The sequence below is a fragment of the Streptomyces viridochromogenes DSM 40736 genome (assembly GCF_000158955.1).
GTDB classification, from domain to species: Bacteria; Actinomycetota; Actinomycetes; order Streptomycetales; family Streptomycetaceae; genus Streptomyces; species Streptomyces venetus.
Map to the genome: position 1 here is coordinate 2292938 of NZ_GG657757.1, position 20920 is coordinate 2313857.

Here is a 20920-nt window from a genome sequence, read left to right on the forward strand (position 1 = left end):
GTGACACGAATCGGTAACGGCAGCAAGAATGCGGGAGTGGCGTCACGCGGAACGTTTCGCGCGTGGTGCCCGTGGTTCGGGGTGGGCCGGTCCGCGTCATGCGGCGTCGGCTCCGGAAAATGGGGTATTCCGTGCTCCCTGGGAGTACGGGAAAGGCCGAGGAGCGCCGGGTGACGACCTATGACGATCGAGCTGGGCATGGTGGTCCCCCCGCCCGGGATTTCTCGAGGGTGGGGGATGATCTGACCGCCGTGGTGGAGCGCGTGCGGGATTCGGTGGAAGGCGTGATCGAGGGCAAGCCCGAGGTCGTTCGGCTCTCGCTGACCGTGCTGCTCGCCGAGGGACATCTGCTGATCGAGGATGTCCCGGGAGTCGGAAAGACGATGCTGGCCAAGGCGCTGGCGCGGTCCATCGACTGCTCGGTGCGGCGCATCCAGTTCACGCCCGACCTGCTGCCGTCGGACATCACCGGTGTGTCCATCTGGGACCAGCAGCGCCGCGACTTCGAGTTCAAGCCCGGCGCGATCTTCGCGCAGGTCGTGATCGGCGACGAGATCAACCGCGCCTCCCCCAAGACGCAGTCCGCGCTCCTGGAGTCGATGGAGGAGCGCCAGGTCACCATCGACGGCAAGACCTACGAGCTGCCCAGCCCCTTCATGGTGGTGGCGACGCAGAACCCGGTCGAGATGGAGGGCACCTACCCGCTGCCGGAGGCCCAGCGCGACCGCTTCATGGCCCGGGTCTCGGTCGGCTACCCCAGCGCGGAGGCCGAACTGCAGATGCTGGACGTGCACGGCGGGGTCTCCCCGCTGGAGGACCTCCAGCCCGTGGCGCACGCGGACGAGATCCTCAAGCTGATCGAGGCGGTGCGCGGCGTCCACGTCGCCGAGCCGGTCCGGCGCTACGTGGTGGACCTGGTCGGTGCCACCCGCACGCACCCCGACCTGAGACTGGGCGCCTCCCCGCGCGCGACGCTGCACCTGCTGCGCGCGGCGAAGGCGTCGGCGGCCCTGAGCGGCCGGGAGTACGCACTGCCGGACGACGTGCAGGCGCTCGCCGTCGCCGTCCTGGCCCACCGGCTGCTGCCCACCGCGCAGGCTCAGCTGAGCCGCCGCACCTCCGAGCAGGTCGTCGAGGAGATCCTGCAGCGCACCCCGGTGCCCGCGGCGCCCCAGCAGCAGAGCGGCTTCGGCGGCCTGGGCCGGGGCGTGCCCGCGTATCCCCAGCAGCCGCCGCGGACGCTGTGATGACGACCGCGGGGACGGGACCCGCGGAGGCCGACCGGGGCGAGAAGGGCGGCATCCGCACCGCCCTCGCCGGTCTGACCACCCGCGGACGCTCCTTCCTGGCCGCCGGAGTCGCGGCCGCCGCCTGTTCGTACGTGCTCGGCCAGAGCGACCTGCTGCGCGTGGGCCTGCTGCTAGCGGTGCTGCCGCTGGTATGCGCGACGGTGCTGTACCGCACGCGCTACCGGGTCGCGGGCAGCCGCCGCCTCTCCCCCGCGCGCGTGCCCGCCGGCAGCGAGGCCCGCGTCCATCTGCGGATGGACAACGTCTCGCGCCTGCCCACGGGCCTGCTGATGCTCCAGGACCGGGTGCCGTACGTGCTCGGCCCGCGGCCCCGCTTCGTGCTCGACCGGGTGGAGGCGGGCGGCCGGCGCGAGGTGTCCTACCGGGTCCGTTCCGACCTGCGGGGCCGCTACCCGCTGGGGCCGCTCCAGCTGCGCCTGACCGACCCGTTCGGCATGTGCGAGCTGACCCGGTCCTTCTCGACGTACGACAACCTCACGGTGATCCCGCGCGTGGAACCGCTGGCGCCGGTGCGGCTCAGCGGCGAGGCGAAGGGATACGGCGACGGGCGGCAGCGGTCGCTGGCGCTGGCCGGCGAGGACGACGTGATCCCGCGCGGCTACCGCTACGGCGACGACCTACGGCGCGTGCACTGGCGCTCCACCGCCCGCTACGGCGAGTTGATGGTGCGCCGCGAGGAACAGCCGCAACGCGCCCGGTGCACGGTGCTGCTCGACACCCGGGGCATCGCCTTCGCGGGCGCGGGCCCGGACTCGGCCTTCGAATGGGCGGTGTCGGGCGCCGCTTCGGTGCTGGTGCACATGCTCGAACAGGGCTTCTCGGTGCGGCTGTTGACGGACACCGGCAACGCGGTGCCCGGCGAGGGCGGTGACGGTTTCGCGGGCGCGAGCCAGGGATCGGCGGACGCGGCCGGGCTGATGATGGACACCCTCGCGGTGATCGACCACTCCGACGGCGCGGGTCTGTCCCGGGCCTACGACGTGCTGCGCGGCGGGAACGAGGGGCTCCTGGTGGCGTTCCTCGGCGATCTGGACGAGGAGCAGGCGGCCGTGGTGGCCCGGATGCGGCAGCGCAGCTCCGGTGCGGTGGCCTTCGTGCTGGACAGCGAGGCCTGGGTGCGGGAACCGAGCGACGTGCCCGGTCCGTTGGACGGGAGCGAGGAGCGGCTGCGCATGCTGCGCGAGGCGGGCTGGACAGCCGTGGGCGTGCCGCGGGGGGCTTCCCTGGACGAGCTGTGGCGGCACGCGGACCGGGAGCGCAGGGGCGTGGCCGCCGCGGGCGGGGAGGGACCGTGATGAGCGGGCGGGTTCGACTGACGCTGGGCGCGTGGGCGGCCACGCTGATGGCCGCATGCGCCCTGCTGCCCCTCGTCAGGCCGGCCACATGGATCGTGCAGGCGGCCTTCCTGCTGGCCGTGCAGTCGGGCGTGGGCGCCGCGGCCCGCCGGGTGCCGTTGGCGCGTCCCCTGACGGTGGCGGCACAGGCCGTGGTCACGGTGGCGCTGCTGACCTTCGTGTTCGCCCGCGAGCAGGCCCTCGCCGGGCTGGTGCCCGGGCCCGAGGCCCTCGACCGCTTCGCGATCCTGCTCCGCCAGGGCGGGGACGACATCGCGCGGTACGCGATACCGGCGCCGCTGGAGTCCGACGGCATCCGGCTGATGCTCGTCGGCGGGGTCCTGATCATCGGGTTGCTGGTGGACACCCTCGCGGTGACCTTCCGCAGCGCCGCCCCGGCCGGGCTGCCGCTGCTCGCGCTGTACTCGGTGGCCGCGGGGCTCTCCGACGGGGACGCGGACTGGCTGTGGTTCCTGGTGGCGGCGGCCGGCTATCTGATGCTGCTCCTGGCCGAGGGGCGGGACCGGCTCTCCCAGTGGGGCCGGGTCTTCGGCGGGGCCCCGCGCACGGCCGGCGAGGAGCCGAGCAGCGCACTCGCCCCGGTCCGCACCGGTCGGCGCATCGGCGTGGTCGCGCTGGGTATCGCCCTGGTGGTGCCGCTCGGCCTGCCCGCGATGAACGGCGGACTGCTGGACTCGGTGGGCACGGGCGCGGGCGCCGGCACGGGCGGCGGCGGCACGATCTCGGCCGTGAACCCGCTGGTGTCACTGCGCGACAGTCTGAATGTGGACGAGGACCGGCAGGTCCTCTCCGTGAAGACGAAGATGGCCGACGTCTCGGACCTGTATCTGCGGATCGTGTCCCTGGACGACTTCGACGGCACCACCTGGAAGCCGTCCCGGCGGTCCATCACCGCCGTCCCCGACGGCACGTTCCCGACCCCGGTCGGCCTCGGCCCCGACGTCAAGCGCACGGAGGTCGACAGCACCGTCACGGCGGCCGATTGGTACGCCCAGGACTGGCTGCCCATGCCGTACCCGCCGAGCGGTGTGGACATCAAGGGCAACTGGCGCTACGAACCGCTGGGCATGACCCTGGTCGGCGACCACGGCCAGAACACCCGCGGTCTGACCTACCAGGTCAAGAGCCTGGACGTGCAGCCGACGGCGGAGCAGCTGGCCTCGGCGGGGCCCCCGCCGGCGTCCCTCGAGCGCGACTTCACCAAGCTGCCCGACTCGTTGCCGGCGGTGGTGGGCCGCACCGCCCGTCAGGTCACCGCGGGCGCCGGCAACCCGTACGACCAGGCGGTCAAGCTCCAGGACTGGTTCACCGTGACCGGCGGCTTCGAGTACGACACCCAGGTGCAGGTCGGCAGCGGCTCGGAGGGGATCGCCCGCTTCCTGAAGGACAAGCAGGGCTTCTGCGTGCACTTCTCCTTCACGATGGCCGCGATGGCACGCTCCCTGGGCATACCGGCTCGGGTCGCGGTGGGTTTCGCGCCGGGCTCCCCGCAGGCGGACGGCTCGGTGTCGGTGGGGCTGCGCGACGCGCACGCCTGGCCCGAGCTGTACTTCGAGGGCGTGGGCTGGACGCGCTTCGAGCCGACTCCGAACCGTGGGTCGATGCCGCCCTACACCCTGCCGGAGGACTCCGGCAGTTCGGTGCCGGACGCGGCGCGCCCGACCGAGACGTCGTCCGCCGCGCCCTCCGCGGCGCCCTCGGCGAGCGAGAGCTGCACACCGGAGCAGAAGAAGCTGGACGGCGGGTGCGGCAGCGAGTCCCCGCAGGCGGCGCTGCCCACGGACGACGACGGCCCGAGGTGGTACGCGCTGCTGGGCTGGGCCCTGGCCGGCCTCGCCGTGCTGGCGCTCCCGCTGGCCCCGATGCTGTGGCGCACGCGGACCCGCGCGGTACGGCTGGGGGCGCACGGCCGCGGCGAAGCGGACGCGGCGCCGCGCACGCTGACCCTCTGGCAGGAGCTGACGGACACCGCGTGGGACTTCGGCATCCCGCCGGACGAGTCCCTGACCCCGCGCAAGGCAGCCGCCCGGATCGTCCGGCTGGGCGAGCTCGACGAGACGGCCGCGGCCTCGGTGCACCGGGTGGCGAACGCGGTGGAGCAGGTCCTGTACGCACCGCGACCCCGCCCGACGGCGGGCCTCACGGAGGACGTGCGCCGTGCGGCAGCGGGCCTGAGCGCGGCGGTCGGCCGCGGGGCGCGGCTTCGTGCGGTGCTCGCCCCCCGCTCCACGGTGCGTGTGGTGTGGGCGGTGTCGGCCTGGTGGTCGAGCGTGCGGGCGCGGGTCCTGGCGGCGAGGCCGACGTGGCGGAAGGCGTCGGGGCAGCAAGGCTGAGGGCGCGCTGAGGGCGCGGGCAGCCCCGGCACGCGGTGCACGGGAACACGTCAGGGGGGTGACCACCGACTCGGTGGTCACCCCCCTGACTTACGTCTTCACGTAGTCCTGGAGAGCTGTGCTCCGGGGCTGACGGGGCTAATGGCCGCCCTGCTCGTCGCGGCGCCTCTGCCAGCGCTGCTCGATGCGGTCCATCACGGAGCGCCGCTGCCGGCCCTGCCGGCGGGCCTGCTGTCCTCCGGCCCCGGTCGCCTGTTCCCCCGGCTTGGGAGCCTTGCGCCAGCCGGTCACGGCGAGCACCGCACAGCCCAGCATGACGAGGAAGCCCACGACGCTGAGCCAGACCTGCTTGGCGACCATACCGGCCATGAGGAGCGCAATACCTACGAGGAAGCCCGCGACCGCCTGGTAGACCCGTCGCCGGGTGTACGTACGCAGCCCGCTTCCCTCGAGCGCCGTCGCGAACTTGGGATCTTCGGCGTACAGCGCTCGCTCCATCTGCTCGAGCATGCGCTGCTCGTGCTCCGAGAGCGGCACGGAGTCCTCCTCATCGTGCAGTCGCCGGGGCGACCCGGGGGTCCCTTCAGGATAGGCAGGGAATCGCCCCCGTGAAACCCGCCCCTCTGCGCCAACTGGCCAACCGGAACCCGCCATGGACGTCCCGGCTCGCTGAGGCTTCCATTCCCCGGCGGCCGACCCGTCATGCCGGAACGGTCTCCCTCGATCATACGGCGCCAAGCCCCCGTTCGGGGGGCCTGTGGCGTACTCCATGCACAGCCAACGCGCTGATCAGCGGCGGTGCCTCAGGAAGGGACTCAGGCCTCGGCGGCCCCATCGGTCTCGCTGGCCCCACTGGTCTCAGCAGCCTCGCCGGTCTCGCCGAGCACATGAAGCTGCGTGGCCACCGAGCGGAACGCGGGAAGCTCGGCCGCGGCCTCCTCCAGCTTCAGCAGCGCTTCCACGGCTCCGGGCTCGGTGTCCACGAGGACGCCGGGCACGAGGTCAGCGAAGACGCGCACGCCGTGCACGGCGCCGACCCGCAGGCCCGCGGCCTCGACCAGGCCGGTGAGCTGGTCGGCGGTGAAGCGGCGCGGGACGGGGTCACCCGTGCCCCATCGTCCGTTCGGGTCGTCGAGCGCCTGCTTGGCCTCCTTGAAGTGACCGGCGAGGGCGCGGGAGAGCACGGCGCCACCGAGTCCGGCGGCGAGCAGGCTGAGGACGCCCTCCGGGCGCAGGGCGGCCACCGCGTTGCGCACGCCTTCGGCCGGGTCGTCCACGTACTCCAGGACGCCGTGGCACAGCACCACGTCGTAGGCACCGCGCTCGGCCACGTCGAAGAGGCCGTGGGCGTCGCCCTGCACGCCCTTCACGCGGTCGGCGACCCCGGCCTCGGCGGCGCGGCGCTCCAGGGCGAACAGCGCGTTGGGGCTGGGGTCGACGACGGTGACCCGGTGACCGAGGCGGGCCACGGGCACCGCGAAGTTGCCGCTGCCGCCTCCGGTGTCGAGGACGTCCAGCGACTCCCGACCCGTGGCCTTGACCCGGCGGTCCAGGGCGTCCTGGAGGACCTCCCAGACCACGGCGGTACGGAGTGAGGCGCGGGGGCGCATCGGGTCCGACACGTCAGTTGACTCCTCGGCGCGGCACCGCCTCTTGCGCGGCGGAGCGAACGGGGCGCCTTCCCCGGCCCCGGCGAAGGGGAGGGAAGACTTCAGGCGTCCCCCACCCTATTGCCTCCGGCAGGGCGGCCGGCATGACCGGGCCCCGGCGGCCGGCGCGGGGCCGGACCCCGGCGGCCGGCGCGGGGCCGGACCCCGGCGGCCGGCGCGGGGCCGGACCCCGTGAGGCAGCGTGCCGCCGGCCCTCGTCAGCCCGCGTCCGGCATGTCCCTCCCCGCCCCCGGTCCCTCCGGCCGGTCCCGGTCCTGGCGCGGCTGCGGGAGGACCGGCTGGAGGACCAGCATGCGTTCGACGATGCGCAGGAACATCGCCACGTCACGTATGAGGTCGTCGGCGTCCCGGCTGGTGGCCGCGCCCTGGATGCCCGCCTCGGCCCGGGCGCGGCGCCGGGCCCCGGAGGCGAACAGCGCGCTCCACTCGGTCAGTTCGGGCGCGATCTCGGGGAGCACTTCCCAAGCGCTCCTGATCTTGACCCGGGCCCGGGACGAGGTCTCCGGCCGGCCCCGGGCGGCGAGCACGGCCGCCGCGGCGCGCAGGGCGGCGAGGTGGGCCGTCGCGTAGCGCTCGTTCGGCGTTTCGAGGGCGGTGGCCTCGTCGAGGCCCGCGCGGGCCTGGGCGAGCAGGTCGAGGGCCGCGGGCGGGGCCGTGGCCCGGCGCAGCACGGGGTGCACGTCGCTCGCCGGGCCGGTCAGTGAGGGGGCAGGGCCGGTGGCACGGCGCCGGCGGGCGGCTGCTGCGTGGTCGCTGGCCATGACGAACCTCCTGTCGTCTGCGTGACGGCACGTCCTGCACACGGAGGTGCCGTATGTGACCCATCGTGAGGTATGGCACTGACAATCCGTTCTGACCTGCTGTTTTGCCTCGATCGTAGGTTCGGAGTAGTTTTTGCACTGACCAGTCAGTTCAAATTCTGTTTCACGATCGAGGGAGACTCGTGGGGGAACGAGCAGGAGGGGTCCGGGTCGCCGCCGAGGCCCTGGGGATCAAGGGGCCACGCGGCTGGGCGTTCCGCGGGGTGTCCTTCGACGCCGAGCGCGGATCGCTCGTCGCGATCGAGGGTCCGTCCGGGTCCGGCCGTACGTGTCTGTTGCTTGCGCTGACGGGGCGGATGAAGCTCACGGAGGGCGCGGCGGCCGTGGGCGAGGCCCGGCTGCCCAAACAGATCTCAGCGGTGCGCCGCGTCAGCGGCCTGGCCCACGTGCCCGGGGTCACCGAGCTGGACCCGGCCCTGACCGTCGGCGAGCACCTGAAGGAACGCGCCCTGCTCCAGCGGCGGTTCGGCGGCTCGCTGCGCGGGCTGCTGCGGCCCCGGAGCGAGCGGGCGGCCGAGGCCGGGCTGCGCATCGACGAGGCACTGGCCGCCGCCGGACTCGACCTGGAGACGCTGCCCAAGGGGCGGCGTACCGCCGTACGCGATCTGGAGCGCCTGGAGGCGCTGCGGCTGTCGGTCGCGCTCGCCCTGGTCGGCCGACCGCTGCTGCTCGGGGTCGACGACACCGACCTCAAGCTCGCGGACGGCGAGCGGGAGGAGGTCTGGGCCCTGCTCAGGTCCCTCGCCGACGCCGGTACGACGGTCGTGGCGGTGTGCGCCGAGGCCCCCGAAGGCGCCCTCAGGGTGTCCACACAGGAGGGCCGGGGCGACGAGCCCGACCCGGGCGCCGAGAACCCCGAGCACGCCGAGAACACCGAGAACACCGATGCCGACCAGGGAGAGGAGAAGGCCGATGCGCTCACCGAAACTGGCCGCGCTTGAGCTCCGCCGCTTCGGCCGGGGGAAGCTGCCGCGCGCCGCGCTGGTCGCGCTGCTGGTGCTGCCGCTGCTGTACGGCGCGCTGTACCTCTGGTCGTTCTGGGACCCGTACGGGCGTCTGGACCGTATCCCCGTGGCGCTCGTGAACGACGACAAGGGGGCGACCGCCGGCGGGAAGAAGATCACGGCGGGGGACGACATCACGAAGGGGCTGCGGGACAGCAAGACCTTCGACTGGCGGGAGGTGAGCGCCGCCGAGGCCCGCAGGGGCGTCGAGGACGGCACCTACTACCTGTCGCTCACCATGCCCGCCGACTTCAGTGAGCGGATCGCCTCCAGCTCCGGGAGCTCCCCGGAGACCGGCGCCCTCCAGGTGCACACCAACGACGCGAACAACTACATCGTCGGGCAGATCTCCCGGACGGTGTTCGGCGAGGTGCGGCAGGCCGCGTCCACCAAGACCTCGCGGTCCTTCCTGGACAAGATCTTCGTGTCGTTCTCCGACATCCACGGCAAGACCGTGCAGGCGGCGAAAGGGGCCGACAAGCTCAACGGCGGCATCGGGAAGGCCGAGAAGGGCTCCAAGGACCTGGCCGACGGCCTGAAGGACGCCGAGGACGGCAGCGGCGAGCTCTCCACGGCCCTGAAGAAGCTCACCAAGGGCGCGGGCGCCGTGGAGGACGGCACCCGGGGAGTCGCGGACGGCACGCAGAAGCTCGCCGACCGGGTCAACGGCACGGCCGGGAAGGTGGGTCCCTTCCTCAAGGGCAACGAGAAGACCATCGGCGACACGGCCCAGCTGGTCGCCGACTCCTCCGGGGTGATCCGCAAGCACCTCGGCACTCTGGTGAGGACGGCCCCGACCGCCGCCAAGGGCGCCCACGCGGCGTCCGGCACGCTGAACGACGTCTACGCCAGGCGCTGTGACGACCCTGTGCTGCCCGACCCCGCCTGCGCCGACCTGAAGAAGGCCAAGGACGCCGCCGCCGACGTCACCGTCATCGCGGACGACCTCAACACCCTGATCGCGGACCAGGACGGCGACCTGGACCAGCTCGACAAGAACCTCGCCACCCTGCAGAAGCAGTCCCAGGCCCTCGCCGACCGCGCGCCGCACCTCTCCGAGGACCTCGACGACGCCGTCACGAAGATCAACAAGCTGAACGACGGCGCGGCGAAGGTCGCGGCCGGTGCGAAGACGCTGCACACGGGGCTCGGCAAGGCCAAGACCGGTGCCGTCGACCTGGACGAGGGCGTCGGCAAGCTGAAGACCGGCGCGGACGACCTCAACGGCGGCATCTACAAGCTGGTCGGCGGCTCGGGCAAGCTCGCCGGCGGGCTGCACGACGGGGCGGAGAAGATCCCCGACTACGACAAGCAGGACCGTGACCGGCGCACCGAGGTCATGGCCGACCCCGTGCGGCTCGCCTCCCAGGACCTGCACGACGCGCCCAACTACGGCACCGGGTTCGCGCCGTACTTCATCCCGCTCTCGCTGTGGGTGGGGGCGATGGTGGCGTACATGCTGATCACACCGATGAACCGGCGTGCGCTCGCCGCGGGCGCCTCGGCGTGGCGGATCGCGCTGGCGGGCTGGCTGCCGGTGGTGGCGATCGGGGTGCTCCAGACGGTGGCCCTGATGTCGGTGCTGCACTGGGCGGTCGGTCTGGAGATGGCACGGGCGGCCGGGACGGTGGGCTTCCTGTTCCTGGTGACGGCGTGCTTCGCGGCGATCGTGCAGTGGCTGAACGCACGCTTCGGGGCGGCGGGCCGGATCCTCGTCCTCGCCCTGCTGATGCTCCAGCTGACCTCGGCGGGCGGCACGTACCCCGTACAGACCAGCCCCGGCTTCTTCAACGCGCTCCACCCCTTCCTGCCGATGAGCTATGTCGTGGAGGCCCTCAGGCGGCTCATCACGGGCGGCGGTCTCGAACCGGTGTGGCACGCGTGCGTGGTGCTGACGGCGTTCACCGCGGGCGCCCTCGCGCTGACCGCCGTGGCGGCCCGCCGCCGCCAGGTGTGGACGCTGGACCGGCTGCACCCGGAGCTGAGCCTGTGAGCCCTTCCGTCACCTCTCCCGGAGAGGTTCCTGTGACAATCAGGGCCATGGAAAGCAGCAGTGCAACGTCGGGCGGCAGCACGCGCCGCGAGGCCACCCGGCAGAAGCTCTACGAGGCGGCCGTCACGCTCATCGCCGAGCAGGGCTTCTCCGCCACTACCGTGGACGAGATCGCCGAGCGTGCCGGGGTCGCGAAGGGCACGGTCTACTACAACTTCGCGAGCAAGTCCGTCCTCTTCGAGGAACTGCTGCGACACGGAGTGGGCCTCCTCACCGCCTCCCTGCGGGAAGCGGCGGAGCGGACCGCCCGTGAGGGCGGCACCCGGGTCGACGCCCTGGACGCCATGATCCGCGCGGGGCTGGTCTTCATCGACCGCTACCCGGCCTTCACCCAGCTGTACGTGGCCGAGCTGTGGCGCACCAACCGGGCCTGGCAGTCCACGCTGATGGTGGTCCGGCAGCAGGCCGTCGCGGTCGTGGAGGGCGTCCTGCGCGAGGGCGTGGCGGCCGGCGAGTTCAGCGACGAGATCGATGTCCCGCTGACGGCGTCCGCGCTGGTCGGCATGGTCCTGGTGGCCGCGCTCGACTGGAAGTCCTTCCAGGCGGAACGCTCCCTGGACGACGTCCACGCGGCCCTGTCCCGGCTGCTCCAGGGGCGGGTCAGCGGCTGCCGCTGACCGGGCACCACCACGTGAACATGTGAAAGCGCCGGTCCGGTGTGGCCGCGTCCCCCGCGGGCCACCTCGAACCGGCGCCTTCCCTGCTCCCCCGGTTTCTCCTGCTCCCCCGTACGTCCCCCCGGCAGGACCCCCGTTCGGTCGTCCCCCTCCGCTCCCCCGTGCCTCGCTCCCGCCGACGTCGTCGGCGGAAGGAGCGGATCGCGGGCCCGGCCCCGTTCCGGCGCCCCGTGTCGCCGGTGCCGGAGCCGTGCCCCTCTCCGTGTCTCCACTCTCTCGTCCTCGCAGGTCGTCCCCCATCCGCGCGGGTACTCAACTCCCGGGCTAGGTACTGGTACTCAGGGGTGCGCACCCGGCCCCAGAGCGCTCCGTCGCCGGCTGGTCACGAGCGCCTCCGCGCGCGTACTCGGAGGTCGTGGGCGGGCGCTGTCGGTGGGGCTGTGGGGGCTGTCAGTGGGGGCTGTCAGTGGCGGCCGATAAAGTCCCTGGCATGGCACGGATTGCGGTGATCGGCGCCGGGATGGGCGCGCTGGCGGCGGCCGCCCGGCTGGCCGTCGCGGGCCACCGGGTGGTGGTGTACGAGCGGACGGACACGTACGGCGGAGCGCTGCGCCGCTTCGAGCGCGACGGGTTCGCCTTCGACACCGGCCCCGGCCTGCTCCCGCTGCCCGCCGTCCACCGCGACCTGTTCGTCAAGACCGGCAAGGAGCCCCTGGAGGCGTGCGTCGACCTGGTCCAGGTCGACCCGTCGTCCCGGCACGTGTTCGCGGACGGCACCGAGGTGGCCCTGCCGAACGCCTCGCGCGCCGGCGTCGTGGCGGCCCTGGACGAGGCGCTCGGCTCCGGGGCCGGCGAGCGGTGGGGCGACTTCCTGGTCCGGGCCCGCGAGGCCTGGGACCGGACCCGCCGGCCGCTGCTGGAGGAGCCGCTGTGGCCGAACTGGCAGGTGCTGGCCGAGCGTGAACCGTACCCGGCGGTGCCCCACAAGCGGCTGCTGCGCACCCGCCGGGCGGGCACGCTCGCCGAGGTCGGCGCCTGGGAACTGCGGGAACCCCGGCTCGCCGCCCTCCTGGAGAGTCACGCCGTCGAGCAGGGACTCGATCCGCGGACCACCCCGGCGAGCGCGGCCGTACTGCCCTACATGGAGCACGCCTTCGGCACCTGGTACGTGCGCGGCGGCCTGCGCGAGCTGGCCCGCGCGGTGTACGAGCGGTGCGTGGCCCGCCGGGTCGAGTTCCGCTTCGGCGCCGAGGTGACCGGGGTCCTGGAGAAGGACGGCAGGGCGTCGGGCGTGGAACTCGCCGACGGGACGGTGGCGGAGGCGGACTTCGTGCTCGCCGGTGTCGCCCCCGGCGTGCTGGACCGGCTCACCGCGGGGACGGTGCTGCGGGGTGAGGGCGAGGTGCCGCCGCGGCCCGCGACGGCCAGCCGGCTCACGGTGCTGCTGGCCCTGCGCGGCGACCGCCCCGAGGGCACGGCGCACCGCACGGTGGTGCACGCGGCGGACCGCGAGGCGGAGTTGGAGGCCCTGTTCGGCCCGGCGGCGCGGCGCCCGCGCCCCACGGTCACGGTCCTTCGGCCCGACGACCCGGCCCTGGTCCCGGGCCCGGGCCACGAGGCGGTCACCCTCACGACGGTGGTGCCCGCCCGACCGGGCGAATCCTGGAGCGACCTCGCCGAGAACATGATCACTGTCGCCGAACGCGTCGTACCCGGGCTCCGCGACCGCCTCCTCTGGCAGGAGGTCCGCACCCCGGCCGACATCGCGGACGCGACGGGCGCGGAGGGCGGGGCGGTACCGGTGCCGGCCCTGGCGGCGGGCGACGGGCGGCTGTTGCATCCGTCCAACAGCACGCGCGTACCGGGCCTGTTCAGGGTCGGCGGCTGGGCGCATCCCGGCGGCGGCCTGCCGCACGCGGGCATGTCGGGCGCGCTGGTCGCTGGACTGATCGTGGAGGGGCCGGACTTCCGGGGCTCGCAGTAACCGACGGGGGAACCGCCGGCTTCAGAAACGGTACTGCTCGTCGTAGCCGTTCCCGTGCGCCTGCTGCCCGTTGCCCTGGTACGGGTACGGCTGCTCCGGCGGCAGCTCCTGACCGTACTCGTCGGTGTTGCGCTGCTGCGGCACCCACACACCGCCGGGCGGGTTCTCGCCGCCGTAGGTGCCGGCGTACTGCTCCTGGCCGTAGGCCTGCTGGCCGTAGTACTGCTGGTCGCCGTAGCCGGTGTCGTACGAACCCGAGCCGTAGGTCCCGGTGCCGATGTACGGGTCGGAGTAGGCGGCGTACTGCTGCTGGCCGCCGGCGTCGTAGCCCTGCTGCTGGCCGTAGCCCGAGTAGTCGTAGGCGTAGGACTGGTCGGTGCCCTGGGCCGTGGCGGCGTACTGGTCGTGGGAGGGGCCCGGCTGGTATCCGGTGTCGCCGTAGACGCCGTAGGAGCCGGTGTCCTCGGGCATGGGCTGCGGCTCGTAGACGGCGGTGGTCTCGGCGTCCTCCGGCCGGCCCGGGCGCGCGGGGGTGAAGACGTCGTCGCGGTCGTAGTCGTCGTCCCGGCCGTAGGCGGCGGTGTCGCGGCGGTAGGCGGCGCCCTCGTCGCCGTAGCCGCTGTCGGCCGCCTCCATGCCGGAGACCTCGAGGGTGGGCTCCTGGCGGCCGCGCTCACCGCGGCGGCCCTTGCCGCCGCCCAGCGCCGGCGCGTTCACGGCCCAGCCGGCCGAGAAGCCGCTGCGGAACGACAGGGTGACGAAGGTCTGCCCGACCGCGAAGGCGGCCGCACCCACTCCGATCACGGGGACAGACGGGATCAGGACACCGACGACGACGCCGAGGAAGCCGGCGAACGCGAGCAGCCGCCAGCGCAGCCGCGCCTTGTACTGCAGCAGCACCTCGCCCAGCAGCCACAGCGCGACGATGCCGAACGCGATGTAGAGGACCGCCCAGCCCATGTACGCCCCTCTCCCAGTGGCCGCTACGCAGTGTGTCGTATACCGGTGCGAACGGTCTAGGCCTGCGGTGGGTGGTGCAGGCCCAGGTTCTCGTAGATTTCAAGCGTCGCCGTGGAATTGTTGAGCGTGATGAAGTGCAGACCCGGCACTCCCTCGGCGAGCAGCCGCGCACAGAACTCCGTGGCGTATTCGATACCAATGGAGCGTACAGCGGCCGGATCGTCTTTGGCTGCGAGGATCCGCTCTTTAAGGGCGGCCGGGAACGCGGCGTTGGTGAGGGACCCGATCCGCCCCAGTGTCTTCACACTGGCGATCGGCATGACCTCGGGGATGATCGGGGTGTCGCAGCCGGCGGCCGAGACGCGGTCGCGCAGGCGGAGGTAGTCCTCCGGGTGGAAGAACATCTGGGTGATGGCGTAGTCCGCGCCCGCCCGGCACTTGTCGACGAAGTGGCGGACGTCGGTGTCCCAGTCGGCGGAACGCGGGTGCATCGCCGGGAAGGCGGCCACGCCCACGCAGAAGTCACCGGACGCCTTGATCAGCTCGACGAGCTCGGCGGCGTAGGCGAGGCCCCGGGGGTGCGGCACCCAGTCACCCATCGGGTCGCCGGGCGGGTCGCCGCGCAGGGCGAGCATGTTGCGGATCCCGGCGTCGGCGTACTGGCCGATGATGTTGCGCAGGTCGGCCACCGAGTGGTCGACCGCCGTGAGGTGCGCGATCGGCGTGAGGGTGGTGTCCGAGGCGATCGCCTCGGTCGCCTTGACCGTGCCCGCGCGGGTGGAGCCGCCCGCGCCGTAGGTCACGGAGACGAAGTCGGGCGCCACGGCCTCGACCCTGCGCAGCGCGTTCCACAGGTTCCGCTCGCCCTTCGCGGTCTTCGGTGCGTAGAACTCGAACGAGTACGTCGCCTTGCCGGTCGCGAGCATGTCGCGGACGGTGCGTGCGTGGTCCGACCTGATGGATGCGGTGCCGAGGGCCATACCCGCAGGTTAGCCAGGGGCGGTCGGTCCCCCAACCGGACCCCGGACATTTGCCCGAATTGTCGCCCTCTTGTCCACTCCTTGGACACATCCTTGGACAAACGGGCGCACTCCTACTGCTCCCGCAGCCGCTTCGCGAACTCTGCCGCCGCCGCACCCGGGTCGTCGGCCTCGGTGATCGCCCGTACGACGACGACGCGCCGGGCTCCCGCCTCCAGGACCTGATCGAGGTTGGCGAGGTCGATGCCGCCGATGGCGAACCAGGGACGGTCGGTGCCGAGGGCGGCGGTGTACCGGACGAGGTCCAGGCCGGGGGCGTGCGGCCGGGCTTGGTGGGGGTGGGCCAGCACGGGCCCGTGCAGAAGTAGTCCACGCCGTCCTGTGCGGCTGCCGCGGCGGCCTCGGACTCAGCGTGGGGTGGAGCGGCCGGATCAGGACGGCGTCGCCGAGGATCGCGCGGGCCGCCGGGACGGGGAAGATCGCCCTGGCCGAGGTGCAGGACGTCGGAGCCGGCGGCGTGGGCGATGTCCGCGCGGTCGTTGACCGCGAGCAGTTTGGCGGTGCCGGGCGCAGGCCCTCGGCGAGGACCGCCAGGTGCTCCAGCTCCTCGGCCGCCTTCATGCCCTTGTCCCGCAGCTGCACGATGTCCACGCCGCCCGCCAGCACGGCGTCCAGGAACTCCGGGAGATCACCCTGCCGCCTGCGGGCGTCGGTGCAGAGGTAGACCCGGGCGTCGGCGAGCCGGGCGCGGGCGGTGGTGGCGGTTGCGGCGGAGCCGGGCATGTGTCCCCCTGGTTCGTCGGTGGCGTGCGGGCGCGGGGTGCGACCCGGGCCGGTGCTGTCGCCGGGCGCGGAGCGCGCTGTGCCGCTCGGAGTGCGGGGTGCGCTCGCGGCGGGCGGCAAGCTTCCCGCCGGTGGCGGGGGTGCGGCAAGGCGCACGCCGTCGGCCGGTGGGTGGGTACGGCCGGACCCAGCTGGTGGCCGCCGACCGGGCCCACGGCAAGCCCCCGGCGGGTCCCAAGTCTCTCACCCGGGTCCGGGCCGCTGCCGCGCACCCGGCGGGGGCGACCCCGGCGGGCCGGGGCCGCTGCCGCCCGCCCAGCCGGGAGCGGCCCGGCGGGCCACCCCGAAAAGGCGCGACCCTGAAAGGCGCGAGCCCCCCGGGCCGTGACCCCTGCGGGCCCCGGCCCACACCGGGCGGTTGTTCGGGCCCGGCCCCGCTCACGGCAGGGCCGGACGTTGTTCCGGTCGGGGTCGGTCAGACCGCGAGCGCCTGGGCGCGGCGCTTCACCTCCGTGCCGCGATTCTCACTCAGCGCCTGCGCCGGGGTGCCGGGCAGGCTCGGGTCGGGGGTGAAGAGCCACTCCAGCATCTCCTCGTCCGTGAAGCCGTCGTCCCGCAGGAGCGTCAGGGTGCCGGACAGGCCCTTGACGACCTTGTCCCCGTCGATGAAGGCGGCGGGAACGTGCAGCGCGCGGTTCTCACCGCGGCGCACGGCGATGAGCTGGCCCTCCTTGACCAGCTGCCGTACACGCGTCACCTCGACGCCGAACTGTTCGGCGATGTCGGGGAGGGTGAGCCAGGCAGGGACGAGAGCATCGATCTTTGCGTCAATCTCGGTCACGGAAACAAGCCTGCCATCCACCACTGACAGGAGGAAGTCGGACCGGTCCGGCCGGGCGGGCCCACGGCGCCCGGTCCACCTCCCCGGCGCTATGCCGTCGCCGCTTTGAGCGGCCTCGCCGGATCCGCCAGCAGCGTCGGATTCATCGGCGTGCCCGACTCGATCAGGCGGCGCCCCTGGGCCAGGTCCCGGGGACGGCCCACCGCCAGCAGCGCGACCAGCCGGTCATCGCGCAGCCAGCAGACCGTCCAGGCCGGCCCGGCCGGGTCGCCCCGCCACAGGGTCGTGTCGGCGGCCGCGTGGTGCCCGGCGTACTGCACGAACCGCCCGAACTGCTCGGACCAGAAGTAGGGCACCGGGTCGTACACCGCCGGCGGCTCCCCCGAGGCCCGGCCGACGATGTTCAGGGCCACGGTGCGGGGCCCCTGCAGGGCGTTGTCCCAGTGGTGCACCAGCAGGCGGTCGTCGTACCGCCCCGAGGGGAAGGAGGCGCAGTCGCCGACCGCGTACACGTCCGGCGCGGTCGTGCGCAGGTGCTCGTCGGCCACGACCTCGCCGTGCGCGCCGAGCTCGACCCCGGAGCCGGACAGCCAGGCCGTGGCGGGGCGGGCGCCGATGCCGACGACGACGGCGCCCGAGGGCAGCCGCGTGCCGTCGTCGAGGAGCACCGCGCCGGGCTCGACGCGCTCCACGCGCGCGTGCGTCCGCAGCTCGGCCCCCGCGTCGGCGTACCAGTCGGCCATGGGCGCGGCGACCTCGGCGGGCAGCGCCCCGGCGAGCGGCCGCTCGGCGGCCTTCACGACGGTCACCGCGCAGCCGGCCCTCGCGGCGCGGGCGTTGGCGAACTCCGCGCCGATCCAGCCCGCGCCGACGACCACGATGTCGTGCTGGCGGGCCAGCACCGGCCGCAGCCGCTCGGCGTCGTCCAGGGTGCGCAGCAGATGCACGCCCGGCACGCCCTCCGCCCCGGGCAGCCGGATCGGTTCGGCACCGGTCGCGACGACCAGGACGTCGTACGGCACGGGCCCGTCCTCGGTGTCCAGCTCCCGGTCGCCCGGGCGCAGGCCGGTCACCTCGCAGCCGAGCCGCAGCTCGATGCCGAGGGCCTCGAAGTCGACGTCGAACGCGGAGCCCTCGGATTTGCCGAGCAGGACGGCCTTGGACAACGGCGGCCGGTCGTACGGCTGGTGGGGCTCGGCGCCGACCAGGAGGACGCTGCCGGTGAAGCCCTTCTCCCGCAGGGCGACGGCGGTCTGGACACCGGCCATGCCCGCGCCCGCCACGACCACGCGCCACGGCTGTGCGGACCCTGCTTCCTGCGTCTGCTCGCTCACCTGATCACCATAGACAACTGACGTTCTGTCAGTCAGTGCTCGGGCGCAGTGACCTGCTCCACAACGCTCGTCCCGCTGCCCTGCTGGGACTCCCACTCCCAGGTCTCCTCCAGCCGCACCCGCCCGTCGGGCAGATCCACGACCGTCGAGACACAGTGCCCGGAGGACGTGGTCCCGTCCTCCTTGAGCTGTACGTACCGGAAGTCCAGCCTGTCTCCCTCCCTGGTACCCACGAGACGGCCGCGTACGACGTCGCCGCCTGTGTACTCGGCCCAGATCTCACCGTCCCGCTCGTGGTACGTGAACCGGGTGCGGGTCCCCACCTGACCAGGGGCCTGATCGGCCACCGGGGCGAGGACGAGACCGTCGAGGGATCGGGCCATGGGCGAAGGCTCCCTTACTGCGGCACTGGGCGTCGGGCTAGGGTTGGTGGCCAACGTAAGGCACTCGCGGGAGCCCGGACGCACCGGGCTGAGAGGGAGGCTGGCGGCCTCCGACCGTACGAACCTGATCCGGGTCATGCCGGCGAAGGGAGGGGCTGGACGCCCATGTCGCGTACGCGAACGTCAGACGTCCTCGTCATCGGGGGCGGGATCATCGGCCTGGTCACGGCCTGGCGGGCCGCGGGGCGGGGCCTCACCACGGCCGTGGTGGACCCCGAGCCGGGCGGCGGGGCCGCCCAGGTCGCCGCCGGGATGCTGGCCGCCGTCACGGAACTGCACTACGGCGAGCAGACCCTGCTCGGCCTGAACCTCGCCTCCGCCCGGCGCTATCCGGCCTTCGCGGCCGAGCTCACCGAGCTGACCGGCCACGACCTCGGCTACCGCCGGTGCGGCACACTCGCCGTCGCCCTGGACGCCGACGACCGGGCCCACCTGCGCGAACTGCACGCCCTGCAACAGCAGTCGGGCCTGGACTCGCAGTGGCTGTCGGGGCGGGAGTGCCGTCGCCTGGAGCCGATGCTCGCGCCGGGCGTGCGCGGCGGGCTGCGGGTCGACGGCGACCACCAGATCGACCCACGGCGGCTGGCCGGGGCGCTGGTCGCCGCGTGCGAGCGGTCGGGGGTGGTCTTCCACCGGGTCCTGGCCGAGCGGCTCACCGTCGCCGGGGACCGGGCCACGGGCGTCGTCACCGCCGACGGCACCGAGCTGGGAGCCGGTCAGGTCGTGCTGGCCGGGGGCAGCCTGAGCGGCCGGCTCGCGGGCGTGCCCAAGGACGTGCTGCCACCGGTGCGGCCCGTGAAGGGGCAGGTCGTACGGCTGACCATGCCCGAGCGGCACGGGCCGTTCCTGAGCCGGACGGTGCGCGCGGTCGTCCGCGGCAGCCACGTCTACCTGGTGCCGCGCGCGAGCGGCGAGCTGGTCGTCGGGGCGACCAGTGAGGAAACGGGCTGGGACACCACCGTGACCGCGGGCGGCGTGTACGAGCTGCTGCGTGACGCGCACGAGCTGGTCCCCGGCATCACCGAGCTGCCGCTCACCGAGACCCGGGCCGGGCTGCGGCCCGGCTCCCCCGACAACGCGCCACTGCTCGGTCCCACCGGCCTTGAGGGACTGCTGCTGGCAACCGGGCACTACCGCAACGGCGTCCTGCTCACGCCGGTCACCGGCGACGCCCTGGCGCACGCCCTGACGACGGGTGAACTGCCCGAGGAGGCCCGCCCCTTCACACCGAAGCGCTTCAGCACCGTCACCGCACTCACGGAGCAGCCCGCATGAACATCTCCGTCAACGGAGAGCCCCGGGACGTCCGGCCCGGCACGGCTCTCGCCACCGTCGTGAGCTCGCTCACCACGTCACCCTCCGGTGTGGCCGCCGCCCTCAACGAGACCGTCGTCCCGCGCGCGCAGTGGCCGTCCACTCCCCTGGCCGAGGGAGACCGCGTGGAAGTCCTCACCGCCGTCCAAGGAGGCTGACCATGGCCGACGATCCGTTTGTCCTCGGTGGCACGTCCTTCACGTCCCGCCTGATCATGGGTACGGGCGGCGCGCCCAGCCTCGACGTGCTGGAGCGGTCGCTGGTCGCCTCCGGGACGGAGCTGACGACCGTCGCGATGCGCCGGGTGAACCCTTCCGTGCACGGCTCGGTGCTGTCCGTCCTGGAGCGGCTCGGCATCCGGGTGCTGCCCAACACCGCGGGCTGCTTCACGGCCGGAGAGGCCGTCCTCACGGCCCGTCTCGCGCGCGAGGCGCTCGGCACGGACCTGATCAAGCTGGAGGTCATCGCCGACGAGCGGACGCTGCTGCCGGATCCGATCGAGCTGCTGGACGCGGCCGAGACGCTGGTCGACGACGGGTTCACGGTGCTGCCGTACACCAACGACGATCCGGTGCTGGCGCGGAAGCTGGAGGACGTCGGGTGTGCGGCGATCATGCCGCTGGGGTCGCCGATCGGGTCCGGGCTGGGGATTCGCAATCCGCACAACTTCCAGCTGATCGTGGAGCGGGCGGGGGTGCCGGTGATTCTGGACGCGGGGGCCGGTACGGCGTCGGATGCGGCGTTGGCGATGGAGCTGGGGTGTGCGGGTGTGATGCTCGCCTCGGCGGTGACGCGGGCGCAGGAGCCGGTGCTGATGGCTTCCGCCATGAGGAACGGGGTGGAGGCGGGACGGCTGGCTTATCGGGCCGGGCGTATCCCTCGGCGGCATTTCGCGGAGGCGTCTTCGCCGACGGAGGGCGTCGCCGTGCTTGATCCGGAGCGGCCTGCTTTTCAGTGACCCGGCGCTTGTGCTGGGGTGGGGGTGGGGCCGCAACCCGGCGTAGCGGGGTGCCTCCCCCACCCCAAGCTCTCGGCTTCGCTCGAGCAGGGGGACCCCCATCGCCCACCCGTGCCGCCCCAGCGACACCACTGCCCGCAGGCAGGGTGGGACACACGTC

The 20920-nt window shown here is 73.3% G+C and carries 18 protein-coding genes, 1 pseudogene and 1 riboswitch; of the genes and pseudogenes, 10 read left to right on the forward strand and 9 right to left on the reverse strand.

The genetic code is table 11. The features are described from left to right. Nucleotides 1-170 precede the first annotated feature (170 nt). Genes SSQG_RS10040 through SSQG_RS10050 form a run of 3 tightly spaced genes read left to right on the forward strand, consistent with a single transcriptional unit; the run spans nucleotide 171 to nucleotide 4998 of the window. Nucleotides 171-1247 (forward strand): AAA family ATPase, encoded by a 1077-nt coding sequence (locus tag SSQG_RS10040; RefSeq protein ID WP_425314988.1) that lies wholly within the window; start codon nucleotides 171-173, stop codon nucleotides 1245-1247. Then, nucleotides 1247-2605, forward strand: coding sequence for a DUF58 domain-containing protein (locus SSQG_RS10045; protein WP_003989630.1), 1359 nt, complete (start codon nucleotides 1247-1249; stop codon nucleotides 2603-2605). The genes SSQG_RS10040 and SSQG_RS10045 overlap by 1 nt, the downstream gene beginning before the upstream one ends. Next, the gene (locus SSQG_RS10050) at nucleotides 2605-4998 is read left to right on the forward strand and encodes a transglutaminase TgpA family protein (RefSeq protein ID WP_003989631.1); all 2394 of its coding nucleotides are present in this window, start codon (nucleotides 2605-2607) and stop codon (nucleotides 4996-4998) included. Before SSQG_RS10045 ends, SSQG_RS10050 begins: the two co-directional genes overlap by 1 nt. Before the next feature lie 138 nt (nucleotides 4999-5136). Here SSQG_RS10050 and SSQG_RS10055 read toward each other — a convergent pair whose 3' ends face one another. The 3 genes from SSQG_RS10055 to SSQG_RS10065 all read right to left on the reverse strand — a co-directional run bounded on the left by SSQG_RS10055 (nucleotide 5137) and on the right by SSQG_RS10065 (nucleotide 7429). Beyond that, nucleotides 5137-5535, reverse strand: coding sequence for a DUF3040 domain-containing protein (locus SSQG_RS10055; protein WP_003989632.1), 399 nt, complete (start codon nucleotides 5533-5535; stop codon nucleotides 5137-5139). A 278-nt stretch (nucleotides 5536-5813) separates the two neighbouring features. Beyond that, the gene (locus SSQG_RS10060) at nucleotides 5814-6620 is read right to left on the reverse strand and encodes a methyltransferase (protein WP_003989633.1); all 807 of its coding nucleotides are present in this window, start codon (nucleotides 6618-6620) and stop codon (nucleotides 5814-5816) included. Between the two features lie 245 nt (nucleotides 6621-6865). Next, the gene (locus SSQG_RS10065; RefSeq protein ID WP_003989634.1) at nucleotides 6866-7429 is read right to left on the reverse strand and encodes an SAV_6107 family HEPN domain-containing protein; all 564 of its coding nucleotides are present in this window, start codon (nucleotides 7427-7429) and stop codon (nucleotides 6866-6868) included. A gap of 182 nt (nucleotides 7430-7611) precedes the next feature. On the opposite strand from SSQG_RS10065, the gene SSQG_RS10070 reads away from it, so the two are divergent. The 4 genes from SSQG_RS10070 to SSQG_RS10085 all read left to right on the forward strand — a co-directional run bounded on the left by SSQG_RS10070 (nucleotide 7612) and on the right by SSQG_RS10085 (nucleotide 13147). Further along, a complete protein-coding gene (locus SSQG_RS10070) occupies nucleotides 7612-8430 on the forward strand; it encodes an ATP-binding cassette domain-containing protein (RefSeq protein WP_039932281.1) in 819 nt (272 codons plus the stop codon). Continuing rightward, complete coding sequence (locus SSQG_RS10075) at nucleotides 8402-10486, forward strand: YhgE/Pip family protein (protein ID WP_039932283.1); 2085 nt, start codon at nucleotides 8402-8404, stop codon at nucleotides 10484-10486. Before SSQG_RS10070 ends, SSQG_RS10075 begins: the two co-directional genes overlap by 29 nt. Before the next feature lie 47 nt (nucleotides 10487-10533). After that, nucleotides 10534-11163, forward strand: coding sequence for a TetR/AcrR family transcriptional regulator (locus tag SSQG_RS10080; protein WP_039932285.1), 630 nt, complete (start codon nucleotides 10534-10536; stop codon nucleotides 11161-11163). Between the two features lie 490 nt (nucleotides 11164-11653). Continuing rightward, nucleotides 11654-13147 (forward strand): phytoene desaturase family protein, encoded by a 1494-nt coding sequence (locus SSQG_RS10085; RefSeq protein WP_039932286.1) that lies wholly within the window; start codon nucleotides 11654-11656, stop codon nucleotides 13145-13147. A gap of 21 nt (nucleotides 13148-13168) precedes the next feature. On the opposite strand, the gene SSQG_RS10090 is transcribed toward SSQG_RS10085, so the two are convergent. The 6 genes and pseudogenes from SSQG_RS10090 to SSQG_RS10115 all read right to left on the reverse strand — a co-directional run bounded on the left by SSQG_RS10090 (nucleotide 13169) and on the right by SSQG_RS10115 (nucleotide 18428). Next, complete coding sequence (locus SSQG_RS10090; RefSeq protein ID WP_003989639.1) at nucleotides 13169-14107, reverse strand: hypothetical protein; 939 nt, start codon at nucleotides 14105-14107, stop codon at nucleotides 13169-13171. A gap of 56 nt (nucleotides 14108-14163) precedes the next feature. Beyond that, on the reverse strand, nucleotides 14164-15087 hold the full coding sequence (gene metF / locus SSQG_RS10095; protein WP_003989640.1) for a methylenetetrahydrofolate reductase [NAD(P)H]: 924 nt from the start codon (nucleotides 15085-15087) through the stop codon (nucleotides 14164-14166). A 113-nt stretch (nucleotides 15088-15200) separates the two neighbouring features. Next, nucleotides 15201-15640 (reverse strand): annotated as a pseudogene (locus tag SSQG_RS43955) (thiamine phosphate synthase). Nucleotides 15641-16345: 705 nt separating this feature from the next. Continuing rightward, nucleotides 16346-16711, reverse strand: a complete 366-nt coding sequence (locus tag SSQG_RS10105; protein ID WP_039932287.1) for an Rv2175c family DNA-binding protein — start codon at nucleotides 16709-16711, stop codon at nucleotides 16346-16348. A gap of 89 nt (nucleotides 16712-16800) precedes the next feature. Continuing rightward, the gene (locus tag SSQG_RS10110; RefSeq protein ID WP_003989643.1) at nucleotides 16801-18045 is read right to left on the reverse strand and encodes an NAD(P)/FAD-dependent oxidoreductase; all 1245 of its coding nucleotides are present in this window, start codon (nucleotides 18043-18045) and stop codon (nucleotides 16801-16803) included. A gap of 32 nt (nucleotides 18046-18077) precedes the next feature. Further along, complete coding sequence (locus tag SSQG_RS10115; protein ID WP_003989644.1) at nucleotides 18078-18428, reverse strand: hypothetical protein; 351 nt, start codon at nucleotides 18426-18428, stop codon at nucleotides 18078-18080. 56 nt (nucleotides 18429-18484) lie between these two features. Further along, nucleotides 18485-18596: riboswitch (TPP riboswitch) on the forward strand. Between SSQG_RS10115 and thiO the strand changes: the two genes are divergently transcribed. The 3 genes from thiO to SSQG_RS10130 all read left to right on the forward strand — a co-directional run bounded on the left by thiO (nucleotide 18594) and on the right by SSQG_RS10130 (nucleotide 20760). Continuing rightward, on the forward strand, nucleotides 18594-19763 hold the full coding sequence (gene thiO / locus SSQG_RS10120; protein ID WP_003989645.1) for a glycine oxidase ThiO: 1170 nt from the start codon (nucleotides 18594-18596) through the stop codon (nucleotides 19761-19763). It overlaps the preceding riboswitch by 3 nt. Beyond that, nucleotides 19760-19960: a sulfur carrier protein ThiS gene (gene thiS, locus SSQG_RS10125; RefSeq protein ID WP_003989646.1), complete on the forward strand. Its 201-nt coding sequence runs from the start codon at nucleotides 19760-19762 to the stop codon at nucleotides 19958-19960. Before thiO ends, thiS begins: the two co-directional genes overlap by 4 nt. 2 nt (nucleotides 19961-19962) lie before the next feature. Beyond that, nucleotides 19963-20760, forward strand: a complete 798-nt coding sequence (locus SSQG_RS10130) for a thiazole synthase (protein WP_003989647.1) — start codon at nucleotides 19963-19965, stop codon at nucleotides 20758-20760. The last annotated feature ends 160 nt before the right edge of the window (nucleotides 20761-20920 follow it).

Coding starts and splice junctions, on each gene's coding strand:
- SSQG_RS10065 (WP_003989634.1), bottom strand. CDS start 7,429: ATGGCCAGCGACCACGCAGCAGCCGCCCGCCGGCGCCGTGCCACCGGC.
- SSQG_RS10045 (WP_003989630.1), top strand. CDS start 1,247: ATGACGACCGCGGGGACGGGACCCGCGGAGGCCGACCGGGGCGAGAAG.
- SSQG_RS10115 (WP_003989644.1), bottom strand. CDS start 18,428: ATGGCCCGATCCCTCGACGGTCTCGTCCTCGCCCCGGTGGCCGATCAG.
- SSQG_RS10080 (WP_039932285.1), top strand. CDS start 10,534: ATGGAAAGCAGCAGTGCAACGTCGGGCGGCAGCACGCGCCGCGAGGCC.
- SSQG_RS10050 (WP_003989631.1), top strand. CDS start 2,605: ATGAGCGGGCGGGTTCGACTGACGCTGGGCGCGTGGGCGGCCACGCTG.
- thiS (WP_003989646.1), top strand. CDS start 19,760: ATGAACATCTCCGTCAACGGAGAGCCCCGGGACGTCCGGCCCGGCACG.
- thiO (WP_003989645.1), top strand. CDS start 18,594: ATGTCGCGTACGCGAACGTCAGACGTCCTCGTCATCGGGGGCGGGATC.
- SSQG_RS10090 (WP_003989639.1), bottom strand. CDS start 14,107: ATGGGCTGGGCGGTCCTCTACATCGCGTTCGGCATCGTCGCGCTGTGG.
- metF (WP_003989640.1), bottom strand. CDS start 15,087: ATGGCCCTCGGCACCGCATCCATCAGGTCGGACCACGCACGCACCGTC.
- SSQG_RS10130 (WP_003989647.1), top strand. CDS start 19,963: ATGGCCGACGATCCGTTTGTCCTCGGTGGCACGTCCTTCACGTCCCGC.
- SSQG_RS10075 (WP_039932283.1), top strand. CDS start 8,402: ATGCGCTCACCGAAACTGGCCGCGCTTGAGCTCCGCCGCTTCGGCCGG.
- SSQG_RS10085 (WP_039932286.1), top strand. CDS start 11,654: ATGGCACGGATTGCGGTGATCGGCGCCGGGATGGGCGCGCTGGCGGCG.